This window comes from Halocynthiibacter styelae, assembly GCF_016123485.1.
Classification (GTDB): Bacteria; Pseudomonadota; Alphaproteobacteria; order Rhodobacterales; family Rhodobacteraceae; genus Halocynthiibacter; species Halocynthiibacter styelae.
In genome coordinates, this window is the sequence record NZ_JADCKQ010000011.1 from 1 (window position 1) to 24977 (window position 24977).

Below are 24977 nucleotides of genomic sequence, written 5' to 3' on the forward strand. Positions count from 1 at the left end.
ATTTTGTCATAATTGTTCTGGAAATCCACGATCTTGTCGTCGCCGCTATTGGCGAAAAAGACAAACTTATCCGCACCACCCCCACCGCTGAGCAAATCATTCCCCGCACCACCATAAAGGTCATCGGTACCGACCCCGCCATAAAGCGCGTCATTCCCACCCCGACCGAACAGATCGTCGGAACCATAATGCCCCCAGATCGCATTGTTGGCATGATCCCCCAAAAGCGAGTCGTTGAAGGCAGAACCGTAAAGCCGTTCGATGGAAATATAGGTATCCCCGATGGCATTTCCCCGATTGTTGGAACTATTCAAAAGGTCAGCCGTTACGCGTGAGCCACCAAGGTATTGCGCGCGATCATAGCCGGCACCGCCGTTGAGAACATCGCCTCCCGAGCCCCCGACAAGGACATCATTGCCCGCGCCACCGTAAAGCGCGTCGTTGCCCCCTCTGCCAGAGAGGAAATCGTTACCATTGTGTCCCCAGATCGCATTGGTGGCATGGTCACCATACAAACCATCCCCAAAGGCAGTGCCGTAGAGACGCTCAATGGAAATATACGTATCCCCGCTCGCGGCACCCGTATTATTGGAACTGTTGAGAAGGTCAGCCGTGACCGCAGATGCCCCAAGATATTGCGCGCGATCGACGCCGGTACCACCGTTGAGAACATCGCCCCCCGAACCCCCGACGAGAACATCATTACCCACACCACCATAAAGCGTGTCATTGCCACCGCCGCCACGGATGATGTTATTCGCATCATTCCCGGTCACGGTATCATCACCAGCACCAGTTGTGGCATTTTCAATGACAGTCCCAATCGCAATGTTAAACGCGCCGATATGGGTTCCGTAATCTGAAAAGATCCCTTCATTGAGGTTCAGGTTAATGTCTGTGCCGCTGTCTGCGAAACTCAGGTCAACCAGATCTGTACCACCCTGATCATACAGGGTGAAAGCCATGCGGTTGCCCGTAATTACGTCGGACGTTGCGCCGGTCGCCAGCGCATCAAACAGCGTATCCATGTAATTGCCGAGGTTTGAATTCAGGCCAAAAATGGTATTTCCGGCGGTTACCCCACTGGAGCCCGGCGCACCGTAGAAATCCTGGATCGCAAGAATATCAGCGATCATTGGCCCGGCAACATAGGAAAAAGATGCATCTACATTCGGGTTTTCAGTCTGGCTGAAGTAAGACATGACAGACACCTGATAGCTGTCATTTGAGAAGTAATTGTCCTGCCCAAAAGTTGCAGTCCCGTTATAGGGACCAAGATGGTGAAGCCCCAGGATATGCCCGAACTCATGCACATATGTCTGGAACGCATAGCTGTCCATCGTTGTGCCAAAGTCAAACCAGCTTTCCGACACCATCATTTCAATGCCGTTATTATTCCCCTGCGCGCCGTAGTAAGCCCAGGCCTGATAACCGTTTGGATTATCAGACGTCACATCGTTCAGATCATCCACCGTAACCATCTCGCCGGAGGTAACAATCTGGAAATCCACCCCCGCAACCATTTCCCATGCTTCCATCGCCCATTGGGCCATTTGCTGTCCAAGGTCTGTCAGCGCAGAAATATTGACGGTCACCGTGCTGGAGGAAACCATTGTCTCTGCGCCTTCCCCCTGGCCTTCATTCTGAAGATATTCAGAAAGCTCTTCATAGGTGCCATCTGAACCTGAAGGCGGCAGGATACTTTCTTCGACCTGCAACTGATAGCTGCCAGTCCGGGTGGAGTAGTAGCTGTCGACCATAATATAATAGGTCCCGGTCGCTGATGCGGTGAAGACTGCAGACGCATCAAACCCATTGCTGGAAGTACCATCATTATAGGTAATCAAATTGCCTGAACTGTCATAGATATGCAGATCAGTATCACTAAGAGTTCCACCGCCGGTAGATGAACCAAGTGCTGAAATCAGATAGCCCTGACCTGCCTCAAGCGTAATTTCAAATACGTCCTGCTCGCCCCCGAAAGAGATCGTGCCCGAGGTTGTGTCCCCGACAGCAACATCAGTCGCACCTGAACGTTCAAGCGCGGTCAGAGAAGATGTGTCTTCGCCAGACAGTGGGTGATCAGGGCCATGACGCATAGGGTCAAAGGTCTGGCTAAGGTTACAAATGATGCACATTTTTCAAGTCCTTTTATTTAATATTCGCAGCCAGCAGCGTGCAAAATAAAGATGATGACATTTTTCCCATCTCAGGGATTTTCCATCGCCCGGGACAGATCCGGGCTGGCATTCGCTACGATTCGGCGGGCAAACTCGGCGTCACTTTGACCTGCCCGGGGCGTAATTTGCCCCGCACCACCTGACCAGAACAGCTGGCCATGACCAGCACTGTCAAGTTCAAGCTTCAGGTCAAATGATCCATTGGGTTTGCGATCGGGGTTCATCCGGTAAACATATCCGGGCTTCAAGTCGGCCAGCGACTGTACGATCTCCTGGCAGAGCGACAGGCGGCCTTCACAGGTCAGCGTAACAATCGGACGGATTGGCTGGCGCGCATTGGCACCTGGTGAAAAGGTCATAAGTGATACTCCGAACAGAACACATATCAGAAGCAACGCAAAATAGCGGCTGCGCAATCTGCTGCTGGTACTGTGTTTCAATAGTATGTCCTGCCCTCTGATTACACTGAATATCTCGCGGCGCTGAACCGGAATACTCTGACATTCAGACATACACGAAAGGGCAAATTAAATACACTAAAGATTCACGGAAGACAGTCACATGTGATCCAGCCAACACATTTCGGGCCTGGCCGTTCCATAAACCTCTGTCTGTATACCAAACTGTGGCACCAGCCCCTTCCTGATCCTTCAACATCGACCATGTGATGTTCGTCCCTTTTCCCGGACAGCGGGGTACTTTCCCCCGCCCATGAACGGAACACCGCATTGTAAAGAAACCCAAAACATACACAAACAAACATCAAGCAGCGACTGTTGCGCGAAGGTACACTAGGGACGCTTTCCACAACCGGCAACGTCGTCATTCAGGCATCGGGTATAAACCCCGGAAACAGGGAGGGGGATTTCTAAGCTGGTGGTGGCGTCTATGACAGGCAATCGCGCACAAGGGTTTCCCATTTCATCGCGATTTTTTCGGCCTGATAGGTCTGAGCGATTTTTTGGGCACGCTGTCCAAGCTTCTCCAGATGGGCCGGATCGCTCAGCGCGCTGTGCAGACTTGCGGTCAGGGCAGCTTGCGGGGTGGGTGCGGGATCAATCAGAAAGCCGTCATGCCGGGACGTGATCAGCTGATTGATGCCTGCGCAATCGGCAAACCCCATAGCGGGAATTCCGTGGGCCATTGCCTCGGCTACGGACAACCCAAAGCCCTCGAATGCGGCGGGATGGCACAGCAGTCGCGCGCGATCATAGATGGCGCCAATATCGGACGTCACCCCGCATAGTCGCACCACATCACCCAGGCCATGAGCGGTGATTTGGGCACTCAAATCGGCGCGCAGATCACCTTCGCCATAGATGTCGACGCGCCATTCGGGGAAATCCTCGTGCAGCTGCGCCCATGCACCTATCAGAAGATGATAACGTTTTATGTCCGTCAGACGTCCGACTGCCAAAACGATATTTTCGCGGTCAGCGGGCTGCACGGGAGACGGGGAGAGGCGCTGCACAGGGTTAGGCATCACGGTGGTGCGAGTCTGCTCCTCCGCCGTGAGCCAGCGTTTAAAATCCTCGAGCAACACTGTGATTTTTGTGGCTCCCGACAGGGCCGCGCGCGCACGGGTGCGGTAGACGGGATTTTGATCCCAGCGGGGGCTATCCAATCCAAAATCATGTTCGGGGACGTTATGGGTAGACGCAATTACTGGTATATTCAGCGTCGCCACCGCACGCACCGCCGCCGTGATCGCTGGCGGCAGGAATGCAATCACCACATCAGGTGTTGTACGTTTTAGATGTTTGCGCACTGCGCGCTCGAACATGCCATGGGTCATCGCCCATTTGAGATGCCCGACCGGACCTGAATGGGGTATGCGTTTGAGCCTGCCTGCGGTTTTGTTGCCCCCCTCACGCGGGGTGCTTGTGATCGGACAAAGGTTGGTTATCGTGAGACCGCCTGTGTCAAACTGCGGGGCAGCGGGCGAAGTGTCGTAGATGACCAGATCAATCTCCATCCCCAGTTTGGCCAGGGAGACAGCCGTCTGAAGAAACATCCGCTCTGCGCCGCCCGTCAGCCCCAAGAGCTTTTGAATGACAAAAGTGACGCGGATCCTGGGGCTGCTCATCGGATATACGGATCACACTTTTTGCAAAACAGATCATGCCCGCCTTCAGCCAGATGCATGCCGTCAGCATTAAGCACACCGCGGTTTTGGGCCTGCCAGATATGACGATCCATATCCAAAAGCAGTGCGCCATGATCATGCACAGCGTGCATGATTTCCATGTTATACATTGCAAAGTTGCGGTTTATCCCAGGGGTGCCAGGCCAGGACCGTGCAGGCGGCAGGATAATTGATGTCAGAATGATATGACCGACATTGCGCGCGCGCAGCAGATGCACGATGACATCCAGATTTTCACGAAACTGCACCAGCGGCACATAATGGTGCGGCGGCAGACCCAAAATGATTTGCCTGCGGTATTTGCGCGAAAAATCAATGATCTTGTTACGGGTTGCAGGTGTTAAAAACCCCAGCGCAAGGCGCTCTGGTTCCAGAAACATGCGGTTGGCGCAATCGTTCAGACCGACATGCAGGATAAAGTGGCTGTCACGGCCCAGATCAGGATCGGCTGCCAGTGCGTCACGGACGTCTTTGGTGGTAAAAAATCGCTGGCAAAAGCTATCGACCGACAGATCGGGATATGTCTGGTCGATCAGTTTGGAATATGTCTGGACCGTCCCGTCAGGATCATCGGGGCGAGGCAGGCCAAGGCTATCGGCCATGATCAGAACCTTGCGCGTGCCATCTGTTTTTGGCGTAATCCCCGCGCGGAAGCGTTCACGTTCGCGGGCATAAGCGGCCTTCTCCGACGCGATCCGATCCGCCAGTGCAGTTGCATCGGCCAGATACAGCACACGGCTGCGTACAAGGCTGAACTCCTGCACTGCGATTTCCATTGTACCTTCTTGCGCATAGGCATGTGCGGCATCAATCTTTTCAGCTACTTCAGGTTCATAGGCGACGCTCATGTCTTGGCCTTTGTGTAGGAAGTACCCTTTCGGATCGCCTCATAGAAGACCATGTTCGCGCCGTGGGCCTCAAGAGACACCAGCCGCTGTTCATCCGCCCCTGTCAGGAACGCCGCCGTCTGACGCAACAATCCAGGCTTGAAGCTCTGATCGCAGGCATCGTCGATGACGTGATCAACTTCAGAAAAACTATCGTGTGTCTGGATGCGAAGCTTTTCCAGCGGCTGCATGATAATCCGCCGCTCGCGAGTGAGGACCTCCAGCCCCCAACGACCAGGTGACACCCAATTGGAATGCCACGCGATCGTAGCCCCGTCTTCACTGGCGCCGAAACCTGTGAACACACCCGCCTGCGGGTGCCAGTCAATGCCATCTTGAGCGGCGACGTGCGCCTCAAGGGTGTCAGGCGGACCAAAGAAGTGAAAGGCCAGGTCAATCACATGGGTCGAATTGCCGTAAAACCACGTCGACAGCTCGCGTTCAGGCTTGCCCAAAGCGCCGATTTTGCGCGTAGGTTCCGAAAAGTCAAACTTCACGCTGACAATGCCGCCATCCAGATCGATCAGGCGATCTGCCTCGATCACCGACGACAGGAAACGGCGGTTGTAGGCCACATAAACTTCTGCCCCGACTGCAGTGGCAACAGATTGCAGGCTTGCCATCTCTTCCATGTCCAGGGCGGCGGGTTTTTCAACCAGGAGGCGCTTGATGCCATGCCTCATCAGAGTCTGTGTCACCTCAGTCAGGGCGTGCGCGTTCACAGTCACAATGGCGGTGGCGTTCGGATCCACACCTTCCAGCTGGGTCACCAGATCGCCCGTGCCAGGGGTAAGGCCTGTTGCCGCCTCGAACGCTGCCGCCGATGCGGGGCTGCGCCCCAAAACCCTGGGCGTGACGCCCATTGACGTGAGGACGGCAGCATAGGCCTGGGCCATGCCGCCCGCGCCAACCAAAAGAACCTGACCGATATTGCTCATAATATTTCCTGATTTTTGCAGATTAGCTAATTGGGATAAGTGTATCATTGCCCGAAGGCAAATTCAGATGATCACACATCGCGCCAAGGTAGAGACGATGTTGCCGGGCAGACGCATTGTAAGGCGTCAGACCAGGATCGTCCGTTTGCAGAGCATCATCATAAAGATAAGGCATCCCCGAAACAAACTTTGTCCCGAATGGGACCGTTTGACCGCCTTCTGTTTTCGTATTGCCAAGCTCGTCAATCTGGATGTTGCGGCCTGCGTGGCGCACGGTGATGGCAATGGCCATGCCAGGCTCATCCGCGCAAGTTACCGATAGCTTGCCGCCATTGGCTGTCTTTGCGCACAGGGTACCAAAAATCTCGACCAGCCCGTCGCGTTTGCTTTGGGCGGTATCACTGTTCAGTTGCGACAGATCCACCTCTTTGAGGGGGCTGCCGTTGAGGAACTCTGCCAGGTCGAGGAAATGCACCGCATTGGAGGCCAGACCAAAGGCACTGCCTGTTACAGTGATGTCTGTGGGTGTGTCGCCTGCAAATTCGGCGGCCATGGCGCGGTAGTTGTCAAATCCGCGGCGGCCGCAGTTCACGAACCCTGCAATCTTGCGTTGCTCCAGATCACGTTCTACGGTGTCGAGTGCGGTCACCGTCTGGAACAATATCTTCTCGAACAGGATAGACGTCACATCGTGGTGCGTGACGATATCCTCATAAACCGACTGACGCACATCGGCGCGCGTTGTGATCACAGCAAGGTCAAACGCCTCACGCGTTTGCGGTAGCGCACCCAACAGGCGGTAACGTTCAGCGCCGTTCGCTTCCTCCGAGGTGATGAAATCGGTAATACGAGCGTGGCCCTGCGCAAATGGCTCCACGATGGTGATATGGGCAGGCGTTTTGAGTTGCGCCAAGGCTTGCAGGTGGCGAAAACCGATGTTCCCGCAGCCGCACAAAAGGATTTTCTTCACCATGCTGTCAGCCCTCCGTCGACGATCAGGTTTTGCCCCGTGATGTAGGATGATCCGTCGGATGCCAGAAAGGCCACCGCATCTGCGATCTCATGTGGTTCTCCCATGCGGTCCATCATGGTGCGGGCAGAGTAGTTGTTGATGAACGTGTCGTTCTGACCGCTGAAAATTCCACCTGGCGTGACGGCATTCACGCGCAGCCCGTTCTTGCCCCAATAGCTGGCGAGGTATTTCGTCAACCCCCAAAGCCCTGCCTTGGATGCCGAATAAATTGCGGGCGTGTTGATCGCGCGCCCCTCATATACAGCGCCGTCATAGATGCGCTGATCAGGGGCGGCGATGCCATAGATCGACAGGATGTTGATGATCGAGCCTGCGCCACGTTTGGCCATATCCCCACCAAAGACCTGCGCGCACATGGCAGGGCCTGTGAGGTTCACGCGCATGACGTAATCCCAATCCTCAAGGGGGAAGGTCTCAAACGGTTCAAAGAAATTGTCGGATTTTGTTGCCGCACCGCAGATCAGCACATCCACCACGCCCAGATCGCGCTCGACTTTTGCCTTGAGGTCAACAAGTGCCGCGCGATCGGAGACATCACAGGCATACCCGATGGCACGACCTGCCGCATCGGCACCCGCAGCTGATTTGGTCGCGCTCTCAAGGTCGCGGTCCACCACTGCAACGGCGTGGCCATCGCGGGTCAGGCGCCGGGTCATGGCTGTTCCAAGGAACCCGCCGCCACCTGTCAGTACAATGATTTTCGCAGCGGTCGGCGTGGACGAGAGTGTATCAGCCATGGTCGGTATCCTTATTGCGGGTCTCGTTCATCAGCAGTTGGACCAGTTTGAAATCGATTTCACTGTCGATGTCGACCGACCGTTCATGGGGCATTTTGTGAATACGGGTACGGCCAGCCCACAGCCCACCTGCCAGCGTGGCGCGGTGCCAGACATAGATGGAGGCATTCATGGAGTACACTGCTGGTGCGGCCTGGCGCGAGAACACACCGCCCTCAAGGGTTTTGACCAGACGGATGTTACCGTCTTCCTTGGCCTCAACCATGTTAAAATAGGGGTTCTTCTCCGCGACATAGCCCGTGATTACCGCATCTGTATCCTCACTCAGAAGGTCAATCGCGGCATCAATATCAGATTGCAGTCGCAGCGGCGAAGTAGGATCAAGGTCTATCACACGGTCCACGCGCACGCCGGATGCTTCGATTTGTTCGATCAGATGGATGATCACCTCCAGTTTACCCGCCTCAGAGGTGGCAAGGACGGCAGGGCGTTTGAAGGGGACACGTGCGCCATAATCGCGGGCGACTTGTGCAATCTCGTCATCGTCCGTCGATACATAGACATCATCAATCTGGTCACAGGCCAGTGCTTGCTCGATGGTATAGGCAATCAGCGGTTTGCCACAGAGCTCGCGCACGTTTTTGCGCGGCACGCCCTTTGATCCGCCGCGGGCGCAGATGGTGCAGATGGTTGTCATTGGGAGGACCCTTTGTCTCTGATCTCAATCGCGAGGCGGGTGCTGGCAATCCCGTCCTCAAGGCTTTGGGGATGGGGGAAGGTTGTATCGCAGGCGATGGCGGCGGCCATACTGTCGAACATGGCAAGATAGGTCTGGGTCACGTCAAAATCCTCAGGCGCTTGCGCGAGAGGTGTCACGCCCTCAGGCTTCAGGTGCTCCAGAGTGCCTGACAGATCCCAATGCAGACCTGACGCATCGCCGACAATCTCATAGTGCCGCAACCGTCGGCGCGAAACATAATCAAGGGCGATTTGCACAAACGGGCCGCCCTGCGCGCCCGACAGTACGGCCAGCGATGTGTCGTTTGCCTGCAGTGTAAGGTGGCTTTGATGGCCGCCCTTAGCAAAATCCATTTTCAGATCACCAAAGAACCAGCGCGCCACGTCGATCTCGTGCACCAGATCCATTTCGACCCCGCCACCGCGCGCAGCATCAGCAGAATAGCCTTTGGTGTAATCCTGATCAGGTCGCCAGGCGGGCAACCACAGACCGGCCGTAAAGCTTGCTCTGGCGATCTGTCCAAGTGTGCCACTGGCAATCAGGGCCTGCGCTTTTTGCAGGGAAGGCAGGTAACGGAAATTAAACCCCGAGACCCGCACAGCCGCAGGGGCGTTCTGCAATGCCTTCAACACCAAATCGCAATCGGTCATCGTAGAAACGATGGGCTTTTCCACAAGCAAGTGACAGCCTTTGGCGATCAGACGAGGCAGCAGGTCAATATGGTTGGCCGAAGGCGTGGCCAGAACGACCAGATCAATATCCATCTCCAGGATATGACCAGGGTCGCTGTGCAGAGTGGCACCCATAGCGCTTGCCTCTGCATCCGGGGCATCGCGATGGCGTAATACATGCAGATCGGCATCGGGAAACCGCGTGGCCAGATTGCGCAGATGCCGCCGCCCAATAGATCCAAGACCTATGACAAGTGCAGAGCCGATCATGATTCTTGCCCCCGGCGACCGATAAAGACCGTATTCGGGGCCACATCCGACAGCACCACGCATCCCGCACCAACAACCGCCCCATCCCCGATGCGCAACCCCTGGCGTACCACGCAGGCTGCACCGATCAGCACGTTGTCACCCACATGCACGTTACCCGTAAGCCGCGCGCCCGTTGCGATATGTGCGTTCTGACCGATGGTGTTGTGATGCTCGACTATAGCGCCGGTGTTCACAATAGCGCCGCACCCAATGGTTACCCCGGTCGCGACCACGCTTTGCGCTGCGATAAAACACCCGGAGCCGAGCTGCGCATTAGGCGAGACGCTGGCGTCTGGGTGAATGATTGTAGCAAGAGTATCGGTGTCCAGCCCTGCCAGGATCGCTGCGCGCCGTTGCGCTGATGCTGCGTCAACGAACCCCAGACCGATGGCACACATAGCCCCCCCAGCAAGGTACTTGCCCAGCGCACTGTCATCCCCCAGCCATTCGCCAAGCAGCGCATCACCACCAGCCTGCGGTGCGACATGCCCCGCAATCTGCCATCCAGCCAAATGCGCGGCTTCGGCGACGACACAGGCATGGCCGCCCGAACCGATAAGAATGAGAGGCGTATCAGGCATGAATATCGCCTGCGACTATTGGTGTATCTGCGGCCACATCTCGGGTCAGCACTGAGCCTATGACAAAATCCATCATCCGTGGCGCAAGCCCTGTACCTGGTCGCACCACCTTGAGGTCGGCGGCGGTCAAAACAGTGCCCTTGGGCAAATCATGCACGGCTGTGATGGACCGGCGGCCAACAAGTGCTGTTTGCTTTTCCGCTTCCGTAGGCCCTTTGCGCCCCGTGCCAATGGCAGCTTCGATCCGGCGGATACCCGCGACGAACTCCGCAAAATCATCAGGTTCCATCGAAGCTTTGTGATCCGGGCCCGGCAGGGTTTGATCAAGGGTAATATGCTTTTCGATCACCTTTGCTCCGCGCGCCACCGCCGCCCATGAAATCTCTGGCCCCAGTGTGTGATCGGACCATCCCACGGGCAAGCCAAAAGCCTGCGCCATCGTGTCCATCGCCGCCAGATTACAATCCTCGGGGGCCGCGGGATAGTTGGACACGCAATGCAGCAATGAGACGTCAACATCACCCGCAGACTGAATGGCATTCAAGGCCTCTTCCACCTCGCCGATGGTTCCCATACCCGTGGACAGAATGATCGGGCGCCCCTGTTTGGCCATGTAGGACAGCAGATCAAGATGCGTCAGGTCGCCCGAGCTGACCTTATAGGCGTTCACCCCGATCCGAGCGAGGACATCGACGGCGTCCTCACTGAAGGGTGTCGACAGAAACGCAATCCCCCTTTGCTGACAATAGGCGTTGAGTTTGGCAAAGGTGTCCTCCGACAACTCAAGCGCTTTGAGCATCGCAAACTGACTGTCGTTATTTTCGGTATTCGCACTTTGATAGGCGGCTTTTGCAGCACTTGCAGTGACCAGATCTGTGGCACGAAAGGTCTGAAACTTGACAGCATCGGCCTTGCAGGCGACGGCGGCATCAATCAGTTCACAGGCCAGATCAAACGATCCGTTATGGTTCACACCGATTTCAGCAATGATATAGCAAGGGTCATCCATAATGTGCGTCCTACACACGGGCGTCCAGCGATTTTGCGCTGGCGCGGTGGCTTTGGGCAAAGGCAGGCTCGACCGTTGCGATTGCATTTTTCAACACCTCTTCGGTGAGCGTTGTTTGCGGCTGGTCGCTCAGGAACCCGCGCAAGGTCTCGATAAAAGCGGGAAAGACGGCCGCGTCGGCGGGCGGCAGATAACCAATCTGCTCAAGCGAGGTGAAATCTCCGCGCGTCACGCTCTCACCTGCACCGATGAATTCTTCATAGGGCTTCTCCCCAGCGGTATCGAGCGGTGTAAGCAGCAAGGGATATTCGCCACGCGCCTTGCAGGTCGCGACCATGCTGCGTGCCTCATCCTCGTCACGGGTGACCCACGGCTTGAGACCCTGAGCATCCAGATACCATGTGGCCACATCCTGGAGCAGCACAAGATGCTCGGCAGGGTCAAGGGCTGGCACAATGACACTGCGGTCCTGACCAAGGAAGGCGGCAAGCGTGCACAGATGACCTGATTCATCAAGCGAGACAAAGAAGCGACGGCAGCCTTCGGGGCAGGCCATCGGCTGACCCGCGGCCTGGCGCATTTGCCAGCTTTGCAGCAAGGAGCCGTTGGACATCGCCACATTGGCAAAGCGCGCAGAGGTGATCCGGGTTTGCTGGGTCCACGCCAGATTGGGCGCAAACAATGCATGCTCCATCAGCCTTTTGGTCGCCCCCATCATCGAGCTGGGGTTTGCAGCTTTGTCTGTGGACACGCAAAAAAGGCCCTTCGGCGCACCGATCCCCTCAAGCCCCTGCGCCAGATCCACCAGCTTGAGCACGTTGGTCTCGAGCATGGCCAGGATGGAATAGGGATCTTTCTCGGAACGGACATGTTTGAGGGCGGCGAAGTTCAGCACATAGTCGTAGGGTTTGCTTTGTGCCGCCAGCCAGTGTTTGAACGGCGCGCCACCATAATCGAATGGCAGGGTCAACAACTCGTCCACCAGTACAGGCTCAGGCGCAGACCGCAGGGCACGAATGACCTCGGCCAGACCGTTCTCGTTGTGGTCGATCACATGTACCACCGAAGGGGCAAACCGCATGACATTGCGCAGCGTATGAAACCCGATAGAGCCAGCCCCACCAATGACCAGAATGCGCGACCCTTTGATTTTTTCCGACAGGGTGTCGTGAAAACGCAGGGAATCTTCGGTGAAAAAGCTGTTCTGTCGTCCTACGATACGGGAATCCAGGGTGGGCAGATGAAAGGATGTCACGACGTTTTACCTTCGAAAATAGCGCGGGCGCGGGAGAGCTCAGCAATGTCACCGATGTCTATCCAGCGGCCTTCGTGTACGAATGTGCCGCCGTGCATGTCAGACTGCTGAAGGTCCGTGAACAGGGTGGGCAGGTCATAGAATTTGCCTTCAGGGACTTTTCTCAGCACCGATTTGGACAGCATGTAATAGCCAGCGTTGATCTTGAATTGGATGGTGGGTTTTTCCTGCGCCTCGACGAAATCGCCTTCAGGGGACGTTTTGACCAGACCATAGGGCACGGTGTAATTGAAATTGCGCACCACCATCGTGGCATCCCAGTTGTTGCTCTGGTGCTGAAGACGCAACCCGTCCACGTCGATGTCGTTGAGGATATCACCGTTGAGACACAAGAAAGGCTCGGACAACTCTTCGACATCCACAAGGCTGAGCGCACCGCCCGTGCCCAGTCGTTTTTGCTCGTGTACATAAGAGATCGAAACGCCCAGCTGCGCACCATCGCCAAAGTGGTTCACGATCATCTCAGACAGATAGTTTGTCGACAGGACAAAGCGGGTCACGCCCTGATCGCGCAGCCCTTCGATGATGTGGCTCAGGATCGGTTTACCCCCCAGTTCCAGCATCGGTTTGGGGCAATCGTCGGTCAGCGGGGCCAGACGTTTGCCCAGCCCGCCCGCCATGATCACCGCTGTCAGCGACTTGGAATCGGAAGCAACCCACAGCACGAACAACGCCTCGATCTTGTTGTTGCGCACCAACGGCATGTATTCGACCCCGTGGCGTATCATCATGGCGCGGGCATCCACCACGGAGATGTCGGCTTCAATCTTCACGGGCGATCTGTTGACGACCTCGGAAGTCGGAATATGCACGTCATCGTTTTCCGACAGATAGCGCCTGATATCACCATCCGCGATCACGCCGACAAAGTCACCACCCTGTGCGGCCACAACAGGGACCAGTCGCAGGCCCGCGTTGCTCATAATGCGCATGGCATCCTGTATCGTCTGATCCTCGCGCACGCACAGCGCGGCCAAATCGTCGCCGTTGTAATTTGCCAGTCTCATGCGCGTGCTCCGTGGTTGTCCCAGAACGCTGCAGCTGCAGCAAGAACGGTAGCCTTGTCAGCATCCGGGATATGGGTGGAGCAAGGCAGCGGAAAGATACGTTCCCAAAGGTCTCCGGTCACGGGCATCGGCTCGGCCCACGCATCGAGATAGGGAGTTTGAAGATGAAGCGGTTTCCAGAAAGGGCGCAAATCAATGCCAGCCGCTTTCATATGCGCGCGGAATTTTGCCCCAATTTCGGGTGTATCGCCTGTGTACCAAAAACCAGAAAACCAGTGGCCGTTCTGGCCGTGCGGCGGTTCAGGAAATGCGCTGAGCACGGCGGAATTCGCCGCAAAATTGGCATAGGCATCGCGGATCGATTTCTTGGCCGCAAGAAAATCCTCCAGCCGCTCTAGCTGGGCCATACCAACGGCAGCCTGCAGATTGGTCATGCGGTAGTTATAGGCCACTATATCGTGGTCGTAATTCGCACCCACACGTCCTGTCGAGCTAAGATGTTTGATCCGCGCTATTAGAGCCTCATCCTGCGCGGCCACCGCACCTCCGCCGCCACATGTGACGGTCTTGTTGCCGTTGAAGGAATAGCACACCGCATCAACGCCCGTTGCACCCAGTGGCACCTGTGCGCCATAGGTTGTGCCGATCGCGGCGGCAGCATCTACAATCACCCGCAGGCCGAACTCTTTCGCCAACGCAATCAAGCCGTCGAAATCAGGCACAGCCCCCATGACCATGACAGGCATAATGGCGCGCAGGATTTTGCCGCTGGCGCGGTGCAGGCGCCCGTCGGGGTGTGCATCAGTCTGGCTCTCGATAGCGGCGCGGGCGCGGGCAGTATCCAACATCCAGTCACTGGCACCTACGTCGACCAGCCACACATCCGCGCGCGCATGACTGACGGAATTGGCGCTGGCAATAAACGTAAGGGAAGGAACCATCACCAGATCCCCCTCGCCAATGCCCAACCCTTCAAGCGCCAGATGCAACGCTGTAGTTCCACTGCACAAAACAGCGGCGGTGGATGTCCCGCTTAGTGCTGCGATACGCTCCTCAAAATCGTTTACAAACGGACCAACCGTAGAAACAAAAGTGGAGGTAATACAGTCTTGCAAATAAGCAGCTTCGTTTCCATTGAGATTCGGGACGGCGAGGGGGATCATAATAACAATATAACCTTCGAATTCTTATATTTCGGGGCGATCCGCAGCGTGTCGTAAACGCCCGTATCACTCACCCAAATCCTTAACACAGATGCAACGAGCAGACCACCTTGATTGACATCCGGCTCGGCTTCCTGGATATCTGTTACCCGAAAGCCGTTACGATGACAAGGACGCCAGACATATGACCAAAGGCTATGATATCCGTCCCTGGCAGCCTGGTGACGAGCATGCCATTCTGGATTTGTTTCACGCAAGTTTCGGGCGCAGACTGACACCTGAGTTCTGGCGCTGGCGGTTTAGCGATCACCCTGCGGGCGGCCCCCTGATCATGCTGGCATGGAAGGGTGACAGGCTGGCCGCGCATTACGGCGCAAGTCAGGCACCTCTGTATTATGAAGGAGAGGTGATCCCCTCGGCCATGTCCATGACCACGATGACCCACCCCGACGACCGCGGCCTGGGGCTGGTCGAAACGGTGGGCCAGGCGCTTTATGACAGCTTGCGCGGCGATGGATATGCAGCTGTATGGGGCTTTCCCAATGCGATGATCAACGCCACACGACAGCGTAAACTGGCATGGCAGCCGATTGACGATATCACGTCGCTATCGATGGCAGTTAAAACCACGCGCGTCCCAAAGATCGACCCGGCACTCAAGGTCGAAACAGTTGACGTGATCGATGCACGATTTTGGGAGGTTAAAAAGCGGGGCGCTCAGGCAGGTACTGTGATGGGTTTGCGCGATGCGGCCACGCTGGGCTGGCGGGTTGATCGCAATCCGATCAACACCTACACCCATTATGTCATTCCTGCGGGCGCTGGACAAATTGCAGGCTATGCGATCACCAAATCATTCGGCGATGCTGCCGTGGACATCGTGGACATCTGCGGCACGCAGGGTGCTCACGTGATGGCCCTTCTGGCAGAAATCCGCCAGCGTGCGGCCCGGGACGGGATCAAGCAGATGAACTGCTGGTCCCAGCGGATGGACCCGGCGCGCCTGCATCTTGAGCATTTTGGCTTTGCGGCCAGCGCCCCCGTGACGTATCTGGGCGGCAGAAGCTTTGTAAACACGATTAAGGATTTTACGGACTCGCGGAGCTGGCGTATCGCCATGCTCGATTCCGATCTCTACTGAAAGGCCACCATGACACGCCACGTTCACTTTCTCACAGGCATCCGCTCTGAATACGATATCCTTGCGCCTGTGATCAGCGCAGTCAACGCGACCGAAGGACTTGAAGCCAGCGTGATCGTGACGGGCGGCCACTTGAGCACGCGTTTGGGCAATTCGGTTAGTCAGATAGAAGCGGACGGTTTTCGCATTGCGGCACGCATCGACACCCTGCTGGCTTCTGACGGACTGTCAGGGCGGGTCAAAGGGGCAGCACTGCAGATGGCAGGCATGACCGATCTGTTCGCGATGGAGCGGCCTGATTTTCTGGTGGTGATGGGCGACCGAGAGGAATCCCTGACGGGCGCCGTGACGGGCCTCTATCATCATATCCCCGTGGTGCATCTGGGCGGGGGTGACCACGCCGAGGACGGCAATGTTGATAACCCGATCCGTCATGCAGTCTCTAAATTAGCGAACTTACACATGGCCACCACACCACTGAGCGGTGCGCGGCTGCGTGCATTGGGTGAGGAAGGCTGGCGGATTAATGTGGTGGGAGCCTCAGGCCTCGACCGACTGATCAGCACACCGCATATGGACCGCGCAGCGGTTGAGGGTGCGATGGGGCTGGAGTTCAACGGTGCGCCCTATGTCGTGTTCCTCTATCACCCCACAATTACCGATTTTTCCGCCGCGCGCGAACATATGGCCACCATATCGGAGGTCCTGGAAAACAGCGGTCTCAACATCGTGGCGATGATGCCCAACACCGATCCGGGCAATGATGCTGTCGTGGCTGAGTTGACAGCTCTGTCGGCGCGATGTGACCGGGTCAGACTTTTCTCATTTCTTGAGCGCATGACATTCGTCAATATGCTGCGCCATGCGTCTGCAATGGTGGGCAATTCCTCGGCGGGTATTCTTGAGGCCCCTACGCTGGGCCTGCCCACCGTGAACATTGGCAAGCGACAGCGCGGTCGCGAACATGCCAACAACGTCATTTTCACCGATTATGACCCCGCCGAAATTTCCAACGCGCTGACCAAAGTCACCACCGACCAAACGTTCCGCGCGCAAGTGGCCAAATGCGAGACACCTTACGGCGACGGCACGGCCAGCGCACGGATCGCGCAAGTTCTGGCGCAGACGGAAATCAACGCGGAACTGATGCACAAACGATTTATATTAGAAGGTTGAGGCATGTTTTCAGACGATCAAAAGGGCCCCGTTCTGGTGCTTGCACCGCATCCTGATGATGAGACGCTGGGGGCAGGTGGAGCCCTGCTGCGCGCAGCGGCGCAAGGGCGGGCGATACATTGGCTGATCGGCACCAAAATGCGCGCCGAAGACGGTTGGCCCGCCGAAAAGATGGCACTGCGCGATAAAGAGATCGAAACGGTGACCGAAGCGTTCGGATTTGCAAGCGTGCATATCTTACCCTTTCCCGCCGCTCGCCTGGACACACTGCCCATGGGCGACCTGGTTGCAGCCATCGGCGCCGTCGTGAAAGAGGTTGAGCCCGAAACCATCCTGCTTCCGCACCGCGGCGATGCGCACAGCGATCATGCAGCCCTGCATGAGGCGGGGGCAGCCTGTGCCAAGTGGTTCAGATACCCGTCGGTGCGCAACACGCTTGTCTATGAGGTGCTCTCCGAGACGGACGCCGCAGTGCAGGATGGCGAGAAATTCGAACCAAACGTTTTTGTCGACATCACGGATTTCCTTGAACGCAAGCTGGAGATCACCAGCATGTTCGGCGCTGAAATCCAACCGTTCCCCTTTCCTCGCAGCCTTCGGGCCGTGCGGGCACAAGCCGAAGTGCGCGGCGTTGCATGCGGCACGGCCGCTGCCGAGTGCTTTATGCTGTTGCGGTCAAACCAGTAGATACGATTACATCCAAAGGGTGCATTATGCCTTTCATTTCCCGGATACGTGGCCTGTTCAAGCAGGTGCGGACGTTGCCTAAAGCCTTTGCGCAAGCTAAAAAAGGGACGATTAAGCGCAAGCTGGTCACTCCGTTCAAGCAAAATATCCGCAAAGCGCGGATCAAGGCGTTCAGGATTTGGCTCAATATCTCCGACCGTGCAGTCGGGCCAGAGGCCAGCAATGTAACATTCTGGCGGGTACGCGACACACATGAATGGCCCAACGTCGAGACACGCCTTTTGCAACTTGCAGAGCAGCATCCCGATGCGCTCGCGCATTTCGTCGAGCAAAGCTATCAGGCCGCATGCAACCCTCACGTGATCATCAATCTGGCCCGCTCCGAGCTTAGCAGGGATGCTCTGCGCACATGCTTGATGAATGAGACCTTTGGAGCAGATTCAAACGCGCAGCAACGCATCCAACGCAGCCAGTTGTTGCTGGGGGCATTCATCGCGACGGCCACCCTATTACTCCCTGAGGAGAAAGCTGCGGCGTTCGCAGCGCAGGCCACCGAAATCAACCCGCAGAAAACCAAGGTGACGCGCAGCTTCATTGACTGTTGCGGCAAATCAATCACCGCAACACCGCACACAGACGCGCGGCGATATCTGCCTGCCTCGGGGTTCAGATCGCCCAAATCCCACCGCCTGATCATCGCCGCCTCAAACCGCCATGTTCCCACGCTGCCACTGCTGTTTCAGGGCGCGGAGAAGGTCACAGTGTTTATTCTCGATGATCTCTACGGGCGGGTCAGCTTTGAAGATCGGATGCAGCATTGCGGTGACTGTCAGGTCGATGTCGAGCATTTGCGCAGCAGAATCACCAGATTCAGCCCCGACTATCACCGCGTGCACGAAGATACGCGCGCGGCTGCCGAAAGTATCGTTCATGCGCTGGACGAGAGCACCCCAGATGCGTTTCCCATGACCGACATCGCAGGTACTGAGATTGCACTGGCGGATACGCTCTTCTTCCCCTGCCTTCAGTTTGTTGCTTTGGAAAAGCTGGTCACTTCGCCGGAGTTTGATCACATTGTCGTCGCCATGGGCGGCAGCAACACGGCGACACCTAAGGCCAATAGTGACTTTGTGCGCATGCTGTCTGGCATCGAAGAGCTGCGCAGCGATAACCGGGTCGAGGCGGTCTGCCTGTCCCCGAACACAGCGGGGCTCAACGCCTTTGCAGACCTGATGAAAGTGCTGTCGACGAAGCCAGATTTAAGCGTTGAAGCAGAGCCAGACAAACAGCCGCTGCTGCCTGCCATCAAAGCAATGCAAAATCGCATACAAGCAGTTCTGCCAACCTTTCCTGAGTGGCCGGAGACGGATAAACCGCGTGTTTTGCTCGCCACATCACAAGTCGCGGCCTACAACAGGTCCTCGGCGGCGTACAGCGAAATACTTGCAGATATCGGAAATCTGAAAATCGCGTTTTTGGGTGGAAACCTGATGGCGTTCAGTCAGTTGACAGATGAACGGATCCGCCCTGATACGATTGTACCCATGCCGCAGAGCGCACATCAGAGCGACAGACTCCTGCATGCCTGGCTCACCGAGTTTCTGGAAGAATATGTACATCATGTAGGCCCGTCCTATGTCGCCCATGTAATTTTAAACCGCTTGCCTTCAGTCGCGCGTGACGGGATCCTTGCCTATTTAACGCATGCCACCTTGTGTGATGCATGGTTCACGCGCCTCAAAGCCAATGACCAACTGCCCAAAATCGCTGTGTTAACCCCCTTTCGCAGTGTGCGCGTCACGGCATTTTCCGAGGCTGCACGGCGTCATAATGTGCCCACTATCGCGGTTGAGCCGCACGGCCTGAATGCCAGCTATTGCCGCTACAGCAAAGTGACGGCAGACTTTTACGGTGTGATCAGCCAGTTCTTTGCACAAGCCGCAGTTGACGGCTTTGGCATGTCGCTTGACCGTGCACCTGTGGTCGGGTCCCCACGTCTTGAGGCACCTGTCGACTATGATCTGGCAGAGCGTACCGCAACTGTCCGCGCCGAGCTGTCCGAGGCCAACGAGATTACATTCCCGCAGGGCAAACCCGTCTTTTCCTTCTTCTCCCAGCCCTCCGACTGGAGCCAGATCTCAGAGGTCTGGAGAATTATCCTTGAGGCGACAGATAACATTGACTGCACGCTCGTCCTTAAAACCCACCCCGAGGAGACGGCAAGCCGTGTTGCGGCCTATCACGCTATCGTACAAGAACTGAACGCAACCGCGCGTGTCGTAGTTCTTGAGGCGGATGCGATTGCGGTGATCGAGGCCTCTGATCTGGTCATGTCCGGGTACAGCGCCACCGTTCTTGAGGCCGCATTGTACCGCAGGCCCGTCTTCTGTGTAACCAACGGCGATACCCAATACCCCTTGAACCAGCACGAGATTATTGGCGGCCCACTTTTTTCCGACGCGCCATCCCTGCGCCGTGAGATCAACGCGCTGATCGAAAACCCGCAGCCCTATCATGATCTATGCTCCACATTTTTGCAGCGTGAGCCCCAGCTTTTGGAAGGGTTCGAAGGGCCGTTCAAAAAGCTTGTCAGTGATGTGATCGCTCTCCCACCCGAACGCGCGTTGCGCTCGGACGAAGCGCGCCCGAAATCCCTGTTTATCGACGGTCCACATCAGGTCTTTAAAATTTAGGGTAGCCGGTGGCGTGCAACACTCAGGTGATCCGGTTTAATTGGCAGTGCACTGTCACATGGATGACGCCTGCCCTGTCAAAGCTGTGCTTTTCTGGTTGGAGCGCACCCCTTCGCGCGCGTCATAAAGCAGTCGCCTTTGACGTTCTTGCGTTCAAAAGGGTGCAAGACGTAGCGTCTTTATTTGCATTCCGATTTTCAAAGGAAAATTTAGTTAAAATCGACTTCAGTTTGGCCTCTGCCAGCGCTGAGCGATCATCACGAGATACAGCGGAAATCGTTTCAGAGCGGATCACCCCACAACCAACAGCCTTCAGTTTGGTTTTCAGGAAATCGCTTGAAAACGTATGGTTCCGAGTATTCGACGTGAGTGCAATATCAGCTATTCACAAATGCTCCGGTATTTGCTCGCTTTCGCACGCTCGGGCCAGGTGTGCCAGGTTCTCCGGAAGCCCCGCACGCCACTGTTTCAGCCCCTGGACGGTAAACGCATCTGGTGTGAGCAGCTGAACCGCCTGATGCGCGATAGACCTATCCCCCTCTATCAAAGAGGCCGAACATATGGCGACGGCCAGATCAAACGGCGGCAAGCCAAGCGGCGCCCAAAGTTCAATGGGAAAATGCGCCGACAGCACCGAAGTACCCTCCAGCGGATAGGTTTTTTCTCTGGGGTGGAATTTAACGTACACTTCATACCCAAAGCGTGCCAGCTCATCGGCAATGTGTTGGTAAGATGCCCGGTTCTCAGGCGTACTGCACAATGCAACACCGTCCAACGGTTGAGTCAACAGCAGTGCACGTGGCTTTGATCCGGTGCCAAGAACGGGCCGTTCGGGAACAAAGATTGATCCCAAAAGCGCCGCTTCGCGCGGCGTGAGTCGCCCGAAAACATCTGGAAATGTGAGCTTGTGCCCTTTGTGGCGCACCGCGTGGGGCAGGTGCCCGGGTTTTGACACCTCGATAGCGTCAACCCATCGTTCCTCGCCCCAGACTTGTCGAAACGCAGGCAGCCCGACCAAGCATCGTATCATGGCTTTGGGCCATGCGACGGGAAAATCGACATAGTTGTTCAGGCCAGATTCGCGCATCACAATACGATCACAGCTCACCGATGCCGCCTTGGCGCAGAAAAGCCCCGAATGGTAGATATAGCCCACATCAAACCGCGCGCCGTTCAAAATCGGCAGCGGCCAGCCAGTCGCAACTTTGATACCCCGCAAACCGTCAAACCTGAGATTTCGCCGCGTCAGCTCTGTGAAGGGCACCCCACCGAACCGCTTGATCTGGGACGCGTCGCAGTCATAAAGAATATCAATATGGCCAAATGCAGCGCGCAGCCTGCTTTTCAAATCCGCAGACAACGGTGTTTCATCTTCAAGATACAGGATGCGTGCAGTAGCCCCCCGCCCAACAATATCCGCTAAAGCAAATACCAAATGGCGCAGATTGTTGCACAAATGAAATTCCAGGGACACGCAGTGTTACCTTTCGACTTGATCCTGCCTTAGACCCTATCGGTGAGCAGGCCCCCTAACACCCTTCAGGTCTATTGCGCATAACGCCTGAAGCGCATAGACGTCAATGATCAAACCTTTCAAGCGTGCCATGATTACTGTCTCCATTCTGATGCCTGCCTTCAACGCCGCACACACAATCGATGCAGCGATTGCTTCGGTCTGCGCCCAAAACGAACGAGATTGGCAACTTTTGGTGATCGACGATTCCTCTACGGATGCGACATGCGAAATCGTCTCTGCGCGAGCCCAGACAGATCCGCGCATCCGGCTGTTGCACAACACAGGCCCGCGCGGTGCAGCGTTTGCCCGCAACACAGGGCTTGAGGTGGCAACAGGGCGCTACATTGCGTTTCTGGATTCAGATGATCAATGGTTGCCAGATAAGCTGACCCAGCAGTTTGCGCTTCTGAAAGAGACCGGCGCGCCCCTATGCTATGGCGGATATTACGCCAAGCGCGAAGCTGGCCCAGGCAACACCATCAACGTACCACCGCACGTCACCTACGAGCAGCTGTTGAGAGGCAATGTAATCGGGTGCCTGACCGCAATCTACGACACCAGGATCTGCGGCAAGGTCCCAATGCCCCCCCTGAAGCGTCGCCATGATTTTGCGCTGTGGCTGCAAATTCTGAAAACCCACGGCCCCGCCTGCGGCGTCACCCGCCCCGTCGCGGTTTTGAGATTGGCCTCAGGCACGCTTTCTTCAAATAAGCTTGTGTCCAGCTATGACACGTGGCGTATGTACCGCGATATTGAAAAGCTCTCTGCCATGAAAAGTGCCGTGTATCTTTTCCGTCACCTCACGCAGCGTGTCTGGCGATATCGCAAACTGTAACCAGAAGCAGGATCTCCAATGCCAAAGGCCATTTTACACATCGGGACCATGAAAACCGGAACCACCTCTATCCAGGCGGCACTGGCCAACAATTGTGATGTGTTGAGCGATTGCGGTTACAGTTTTTTTGGTCCCCCGATGCGTCATTCTTCAATGCTGCAACCCGCTTTGAAAAGCATTGAAAAAAACACCGACAATCTGATCATCTCCGATGAGGGGCTATGGCATTTCGCAAACACCAGGCGTAGCGATACCGCCAAACTCGCTGAGCTTCTGTCAGGCTATGACGTCACCGTTCTGATCTATCTGCGCAGACCAGACAGCTTTTTGAACTCATGGTTCCAACAAGGGCTGAAAAGCGGCACAGGCTCGGGCACAATGACCGAATTTCTCGCCTCTTCATTTGTGAACACAGGGCTTCAGTTTGAAAAGCTCATTGCAAACTTCGACATGCTCTTTGGTCGCGGCAGCGTTCGCCTGCGCCCTTATGAGCACCCACAGCTGCATGGGGGCGATGCGGTTTCTGATTTCCTTCACACTGTTGATCTGCCTATCGAACGCTTCAACATTCCTAAGCGCTCAAATGAGACGCCGGATACGGATGATTTGCTTTTGCGCAGCCTGCTTCGCAGACCAAGCGATCACACGCAAAAGATGTCCGCACAGCTGGACAAAGTTGAAAAGCACCTTGACCGCTATGGCTACAAAGGCCGGCGCTATAGCTTGCTGACCAGGGAAGAGCTGACTCGTTTGAACGACACATACAAGCCAATCTTCCGCACACTTCAGGAGAAATATGGCGGCGGTGACAATTCTGATTTTTTCCAGTCATGGGCAAATCCGGATGATGTCAACGAGGGGTTGCTTGGCCTGCGCAAGACCCAGGAAGCCATCATGCGGTTGGCATCGATTAGATAACACGGCCCTGTACACGACAGCAGGGGGTAGGAAATCGATATGTGATTGGATTCTTCAGTTTCGATGGAATGAATTCACCCCTGTTTCCGGACAAACTAGTTCTTGGTTCTATGCGGCCATTGCCTCATGAGCCCGCCCGTACTGAGCGCCAATAACGGCAGCCCATTCTCGGAAACCTTATGCCTAACCTGTAAGTATCGTCTGGAATGGTCGGGCCAGGGCTTCGCCACCAAAGCGGATATTCAAGCCCGCGTCCAAAACTTCGCTGTCTCGTACAACTGCGAAAACATGCACAGCGCGACCAGCTTTCCCCGCCGAATGCGCACCGCCCACAAATCGTGCAACTCCCCGCACACCAAATCCCCAGCGCTAATCAGAAAAGGTCCGAAACCGGCAACAAGCAGGCCTCACCCTGACAGAGCGCTTTTTGATCGATATGATCTAGTTGTTAATAATGAACTTATTGGATGACCGCAGATTCACAAGCCCGATTGTCATAAGCGCGAGTGATACCAGAATGACGTACAACCACGAAATATATGGTGCTTCGTACTCGGGGTAGAAACCGACTCGCAATGTGCCAACAATATGGATTAGTGGATTCCACCAAAGCAGCGCCTGCATATCGTCGGGTAAGGTATCAAACAGGTAGAAAATCGCAGAGATAAAGAACATTGGCCTGCTGAGGATGCGCCAGATGTTACGCCAGGATGGAAATATTTCGAACAATGTCGCGTTGCACAACCCAACGGACGTCCCAATCATCAGGGCAAGACCGAACCCCGCAAACACATATCCAAACTCTGCAACCTGTGAACCTGTGTAAACAAGGAGGCCACCAAATACAAAGAATGCAGTTGTCATTTCCGTCAGGGATATCAATACGAACCGGCCCAGGATCACATCCGTATACGTAACGGCGGGGTAAAACAGCAGCGCTTTGTTCTGTGAAATGGCGGCTGAAATCTTTCCCTGACAGGTATTGTAAATGCCAAAGGGAATATATCCTGTCGCGTAAAACAACGGGAAACTGTACCCAAGGGGTGGCTGCCGAAAGATCAGGGAAAATGCAACGGTGAATACCAGAATAACACCGATTGGCTCAATTACAGCCCACAAATAGCCGAGAGACGAGCGACCGAATGTCGTTGTCATTTCACGCATGCACAGTGCTGCAATGACCCTTAAGGTCTGAAAGGGAACATGCCTGCGCTGAACGTTTTTTGTGGAGGAAGTCTTTCTCATGGCGTAACGTTATAGGTAATTGAACTTGGACACAATTGTTGTAGATGT

At 55.7% G+C, this 24977-nt stretch carries 22 protein-coding genes; 6 read left to right on the forward strand and 16 right to left on the reverse strand.

Annotated elements, in window-relative coordinates:
* From H1D41_RS13780 to H1D41_RS13845, 14 genes are all read right to left on the reverse strand, one after another.
* Positions 1-2138: pre-peptidase C-terminal domain-containing protein (locus H1D41_RS13780; RefSeq protein WP_228849460.1), on the reverse strand; the 2138-nt coding region annotated here is incomplete at its 3' end.
* Positions 2139-2209: 71 nt separating this feature from the next.
* Positions 2210-2539 (reverse strand): hypothetical protein, encoded by a 330-nt coding sequence (locus tag H1D41_RS13785; protein WP_228849461.1) that lies wholly within the window; start codon positions 2537-2539, stop codon positions 2210-2212.
* A gap of 527 nt (positions 2540-3066) precedes the next feature.
* Positions 3067-4266, reverse strand: coding sequence for a glycosyltransferase (locus H1D41_RS13790; protein ID WP_228849462.1), 1200 nt, complete (start codon positions 4264-4266; stop codon positions 3067-3069).
* The gene (locus tag H1D41_RS13795) at positions 4263-5174 is read right to left on the reverse strand and encodes an SGNH/GDSL hydrolase family protein (RefSeq protein WP_228849463.1); all 912 of its coding nucleotides are present in this window, start codon (positions 5172-5174) and stop codon (positions 4263-4265) included. The genes H1D41_RS13790 and H1D41_RS13795 overlap by 4 nt, the downstream gene beginning before the upstream one ends.
* A complete protein-coding gene (locus H1D41_RS13800; RefSeq protein WP_228849464.1) occupies positions 5171-6151 on the reverse strand; it encodes a Gfo/Idh/MocA family protein in 981 nt (326 codons plus the stop codon). Before H1D41_RS13800 ends, H1D41_RS13795 begins: the two co-directional genes overlap by 4 nt.
* Before the next feature lie 22 nt (positions 6152-6173).
* Entirely contained in the window at positions 6174-7124 is a 951-nt protein-coding gene (locus H1D41_RS13805; protein ID WP_228849465.1) for a hypothetical protein, read from the reverse strand.
* Positions 7118-7921, reverse strand: coding sequence for an SDR family oxidoreductase (locus H1D41_RS13810; protein WP_228849466.1), 804 nt, complete (start codon positions 7919-7921; stop codon positions 7118-7120). The genes H1D41_RS13805 and H1D41_RS13810 overlap by 7 nt, the downstream gene beginning before the upstream one ends.
* Positions 7914-8618, reverse strand: coding sequence for an acylneuraminate cytidylyltransferase family protein (locus tag H1D41_RS13815; RefSeq protein ID WP_228849467.1), 705 nt, complete (start codon positions 8616-8618; stop codon positions 7914-7916). Before H1D41_RS13815 ends, H1D41_RS13810 begins: the two co-directional genes overlap by 8 nt.
* Positions 8615-9601: a Gfo/Idh/MocA family protein gene (locus tag H1D41_RS13820; protein WP_228849468.1), complete on the reverse strand. Its 987-nt coding sequence runs from the start codon at positions 9599-9601 to the stop codon at positions 8615-8617. The genes H1D41_RS13815 and H1D41_RS13820 overlap by 4 nt, the downstream gene beginning before the upstream one ends.
* Positions 9598-10224, reverse strand: coding sequence for a NeuD/PglB/VioB family sugar acetyltransferase (locus H1D41_RS13825; RefSeq protein WP_228849469.1), 627 nt, complete (start codon positions 10222-10224; stop codon positions 9598-9600). The genes H1D41_RS13820 and H1D41_RS13825 overlap by 4 nt, the downstream gene beginning before the upstream one ends.
* Entirely contained in the window at positions 10217-11233 is a 1017-nt protein-coding gene (neuB, locus tag H1D41_RS13830; RefSeq protein ID WP_228849470.1) for an N-acetylneuraminate synthase, read from the reverse strand. The genes H1D41_RS13825 and neuB overlap by 8 nt, the downstream gene beginning before the upstream one ends.
* A 10-nt stretch (positions 11234-11243) precedes the next feature.
* On the reverse strand, positions 11244-12488 hold the full coding sequence (locus tag H1D41_RS13835) for a polysaccharide biosynthesis protein (protein WP_228849471.1): 1245 nt from the start codon (positions 12486-12488) through the stop codon (positions 11244-11246).
* Complete coding sequence (locus tag H1D41_RS13840) at positions 12485-13555, reverse strand: nucleotidyltransferase family protein (RefSeq protein WP_228849472.1); 1071 nt, start codon at positions 13553-13555, stop codon at positions 12485-12487. The genes H1D41_RS13835 and H1D41_RS13840 overlap by 4 nt, the downstream gene beginning before the upstream one ends.
* Entirely contained in the window at positions 13552-14718 is a 1167-nt protein-coding gene (locus H1D41_RS13845; RefSeq protein WP_228849473.1) for a DegT/DnrJ/EryC1/StrS family aminotransferase, read from the reverse strand. Before H1D41_RS13845 ends, H1D41_RS13840 begins: the two co-directional genes overlap by 4 nt.
* A 184-nt stretch (positions 14719-14902) precedes the next feature.
* Here H1D41_RS13845 and H1D41_RS13850 point away from each other — a divergent pair, with 184 nt between their 5' ends.
* The 4 genes from H1D41_RS13850 to H1D41_RS13865 are packed head-to-tail and all read left to right on the forward strand — an operon-like array spanning position 14903 to position 20415.
* Entirely contained in the window at positions 14903-15859 is a 957-nt protein-coding gene (locus H1D41_RS13850; protein ID WP_228849474.1) for a GNAT family N-acetyltransferase, read from the forward strand.
* Positions 15860-15868: 9 nt separating this feature from the next.
* Positions 15869-17035 (forward strand): UDP-N-acetylglucosamine 2-epimerase, encoded by a 1167-nt coding sequence (gene neuC, locus H1D41_RS13855; protein ID WP_228849475.1) that lies wholly within the window; start codon positions 15869-15871, stop codon positions 17033-17035.
* Positions 17036-17038: 3 nt separating this feature from the next.
* Positions 17039-17722 carry a PIG-L deacetylase family protein gene (locus H1D41_RS13860; RefSeq protein ID WP_228849476.1) on the forward strand — a complete coding sequence of 228 codons (684 nt, stop codon included), beginning with the start codon at positions 17039-17041 and terminating at the stop codon, positions 17720-17722.
* A gap of 26 nt (positions 17723-17748) precedes the next feature.
* Complete coding sequence (locus H1D41_RS13865) at positions 17749-20415, forward strand: hypothetical protein (protein WP_228849477.1); 2667 nt, start codon at positions 17749-17751, stop codon at positions 20413-20415.
* A 385-nt stretch (positions 20416-20800) separates the two neighbouring features.
* On the opposite strand, the gene H1D41_RS13870 is transcribed toward H1D41_RS13865, so the two are convergent.
* Complete coding sequence (locus H1D41_RS13870) at positions 20801-21889, reverse strand: alpha-2,8-polysialyltransferase family protein (protein ID WP_228849478.1); 1089 nt, start codon at positions 21887-21889, stop codon at positions 20801-20803.
* A 106-nt stretch (positions 21890-21995) separates the two neighbouring features.
* Here H1D41_RS13870 and H1D41_RS13875 point away from each other — a divergent pair, with 106 nt between their 5' ends.
* A complete protein-coding gene (locus tag H1D41_RS13875; RefSeq protein WP_228849479.1) occupies positions 21996-22766 on the forward strand; it encodes a glycosyltransferase family 2 protein in 771 nt (256 codons plus the stop codon).
* 18 nt (positions 22767-22784) lie between these two features.
* On the forward strand, positions 22785-23684 hold the full coding sequence (locus H1D41_RS13880) for a hypothetical protein (RefSeq protein WP_228849480.1): 900 nt from the start codon (positions 22785-22787) through the stop codon (positions 23682-23684).
* 441 nt (positions 23685-24125) lie between these two features.
* On the opposite strand, the gene H1D41_RS13885 is transcribed toward H1D41_RS13880, so the two are convergent.
* Positions 24126-24929 (reverse strand): ABC transporter permease, encoded by an 804-nt coding sequence (locus tag H1D41_RS13885; RefSeq protein WP_267473696.1) that lies wholly within the window; start codon positions 24927-24929, stop codon positions 24126-24128.
* Between the last annotated feature and the right edge of the window lie 48 nt (positions 24930-24977).

What these genes read in the sequence shown, in the direction of transcription:
- H1D41_RS13795 (WP_228849463.1), bottom strand. Translation starts at nt 5,174, where the DNA reads ATGAGCGTCGCCTATGAACCTGAAGTAGCTGAAAAGATTGATGCCGCA.
- H1D41_RS13865 (WP_228849477.1), top strand. Translation starts at nt 17,749, where the DNA reads ATGCCTTTCATTTCCCGGATACGTGGCCTGTTCAAGCAGGTGCGGACG.
- H1D41_RS13800 (WP_228849464.1), bottom strand. Translation starts at nt 6,151, where the DNA reads ATGAGCAATATCGGTCAGGTTCTTTTGGTTGGCGCGGGCGGCATGGCC.
- H1D41_RS13825 (WP_228849469.1), bottom strand. Translation starts at nt 10,224, where the DNA reads ATGCCTGATACGCCTCTCATTCTTATCGGTTCGGGCGGCCATGCCTGT.
- neuC (WP_228849475.1), top strand. Translation starts at nt 15,869, where the DNA reads ATGACACGCCACGTTCACTTTCTCACAGGCATCCGCTCTGAATACGAT.
- H1D41_RS13850 (WP_228849474.1), top strand. Translation starts at nt 14,903, where the DNA reads ATGACCAAAGGCTATGATATCCGTCCCTGGCAGCCTGGTGACGAGCAT.
- H1D41_RS13785 (WP_228849461.1), bottom strand. Translation starts at nt 2,539, where the DNA reads ATGACCTTTTCACCAGGTGCCAATGCGCGCCAGCCAATCCGTCCGATT.
- neuB (WP_228849470.1), bottom strand. Translation starts at nt 11,233, where the DNA reads ATGGATGACCCTTGCTATATCATTGCTGAAATCGGTGTGAACCATAAC.
- H1D41_RS13885 (WP_267473696.1), bottom strand. Translation starts at nt 24,929, where the DNA reads ATGAGAAAGACTTCCTCCACAAAAAACGTTCAGCGCAGGCATGTTCCC.
- H1D41_RS13790 (WP_228849462.1), bottom strand. Translation starts at nt 4,266, where the DNA reads ATGAGCAGCCCCAGGATCCGCGTCACTTTTGTCATTCAAAAGCTCTTG.
- H1D41_RS13875 (WP_228849479.1), top strand. Translation starts at nt 21,996, where the DNA reads ATGATCAAACCTTTCAAGCGTGCCATGATTACTGTCTCCATTCTGATG.
- H1D41_RS13840 (WP_228849472.1), bottom strand. Translation starts at nt 13,555, where the DNA reads ATGAGACTGGCAAATTACAACGGCGACGATTTGGCCGCGCTGTGCGTG.
- H1D41_RS13845 (WP_228849473.1), bottom strand. Translation starts at nt 14,718, where the DNA reads ATGATCCCCCTCGCCGTCCCGAATCTCAATGGAAACGAAGCTGCTTAT.
- H1D41_RS13805 (WP_228849465.1), bottom strand. Translation starts at nt 7,124, where the DNA reads ATGGTGAAGAAAATCCTTTTGTGCGGCTGCGGGAACATCGGTTTTCGC.
- H1D41_RS13860 (WP_228849476.1), top strand. Translation starts at nt 17,039, where the DNA reads ATGTTTTCAGACGATCAAAAGGGCCCCGTTCTGGTGCTTGCACCGCAT.
- H1D41_RS13820 (WP_228849468.1), bottom strand. Translation starts at nt 9,601, where the DNA reads ATGATCGGCTCTGCACTTGTCATAGGTCTTGGATCTATTGGGCGGCGG.
- H1D41_RS13810 (WP_228849466.1), bottom strand. Translation starts at nt 7,921, where the DNA reads ATGGCTGATACACTCTCGTCCACGCCGACCGCTGCGAAAATCATTGTA.
- H1D41_RS13880 (WP_228849480.1), top strand. Translation starts at nt 22,785, where the DNA reads ATGCCAAAGGCCATTTTACACATCGGGACCATGAAAACCGGAACCACC.
- H1D41_RS13815 (WP_228849467.1), bottom strand. Translation starts at nt 8,618, where the DNA reads ATGACAACCATCTGCACCATCTGCGCCCGCGGCGGATCAAAGGGCGTG.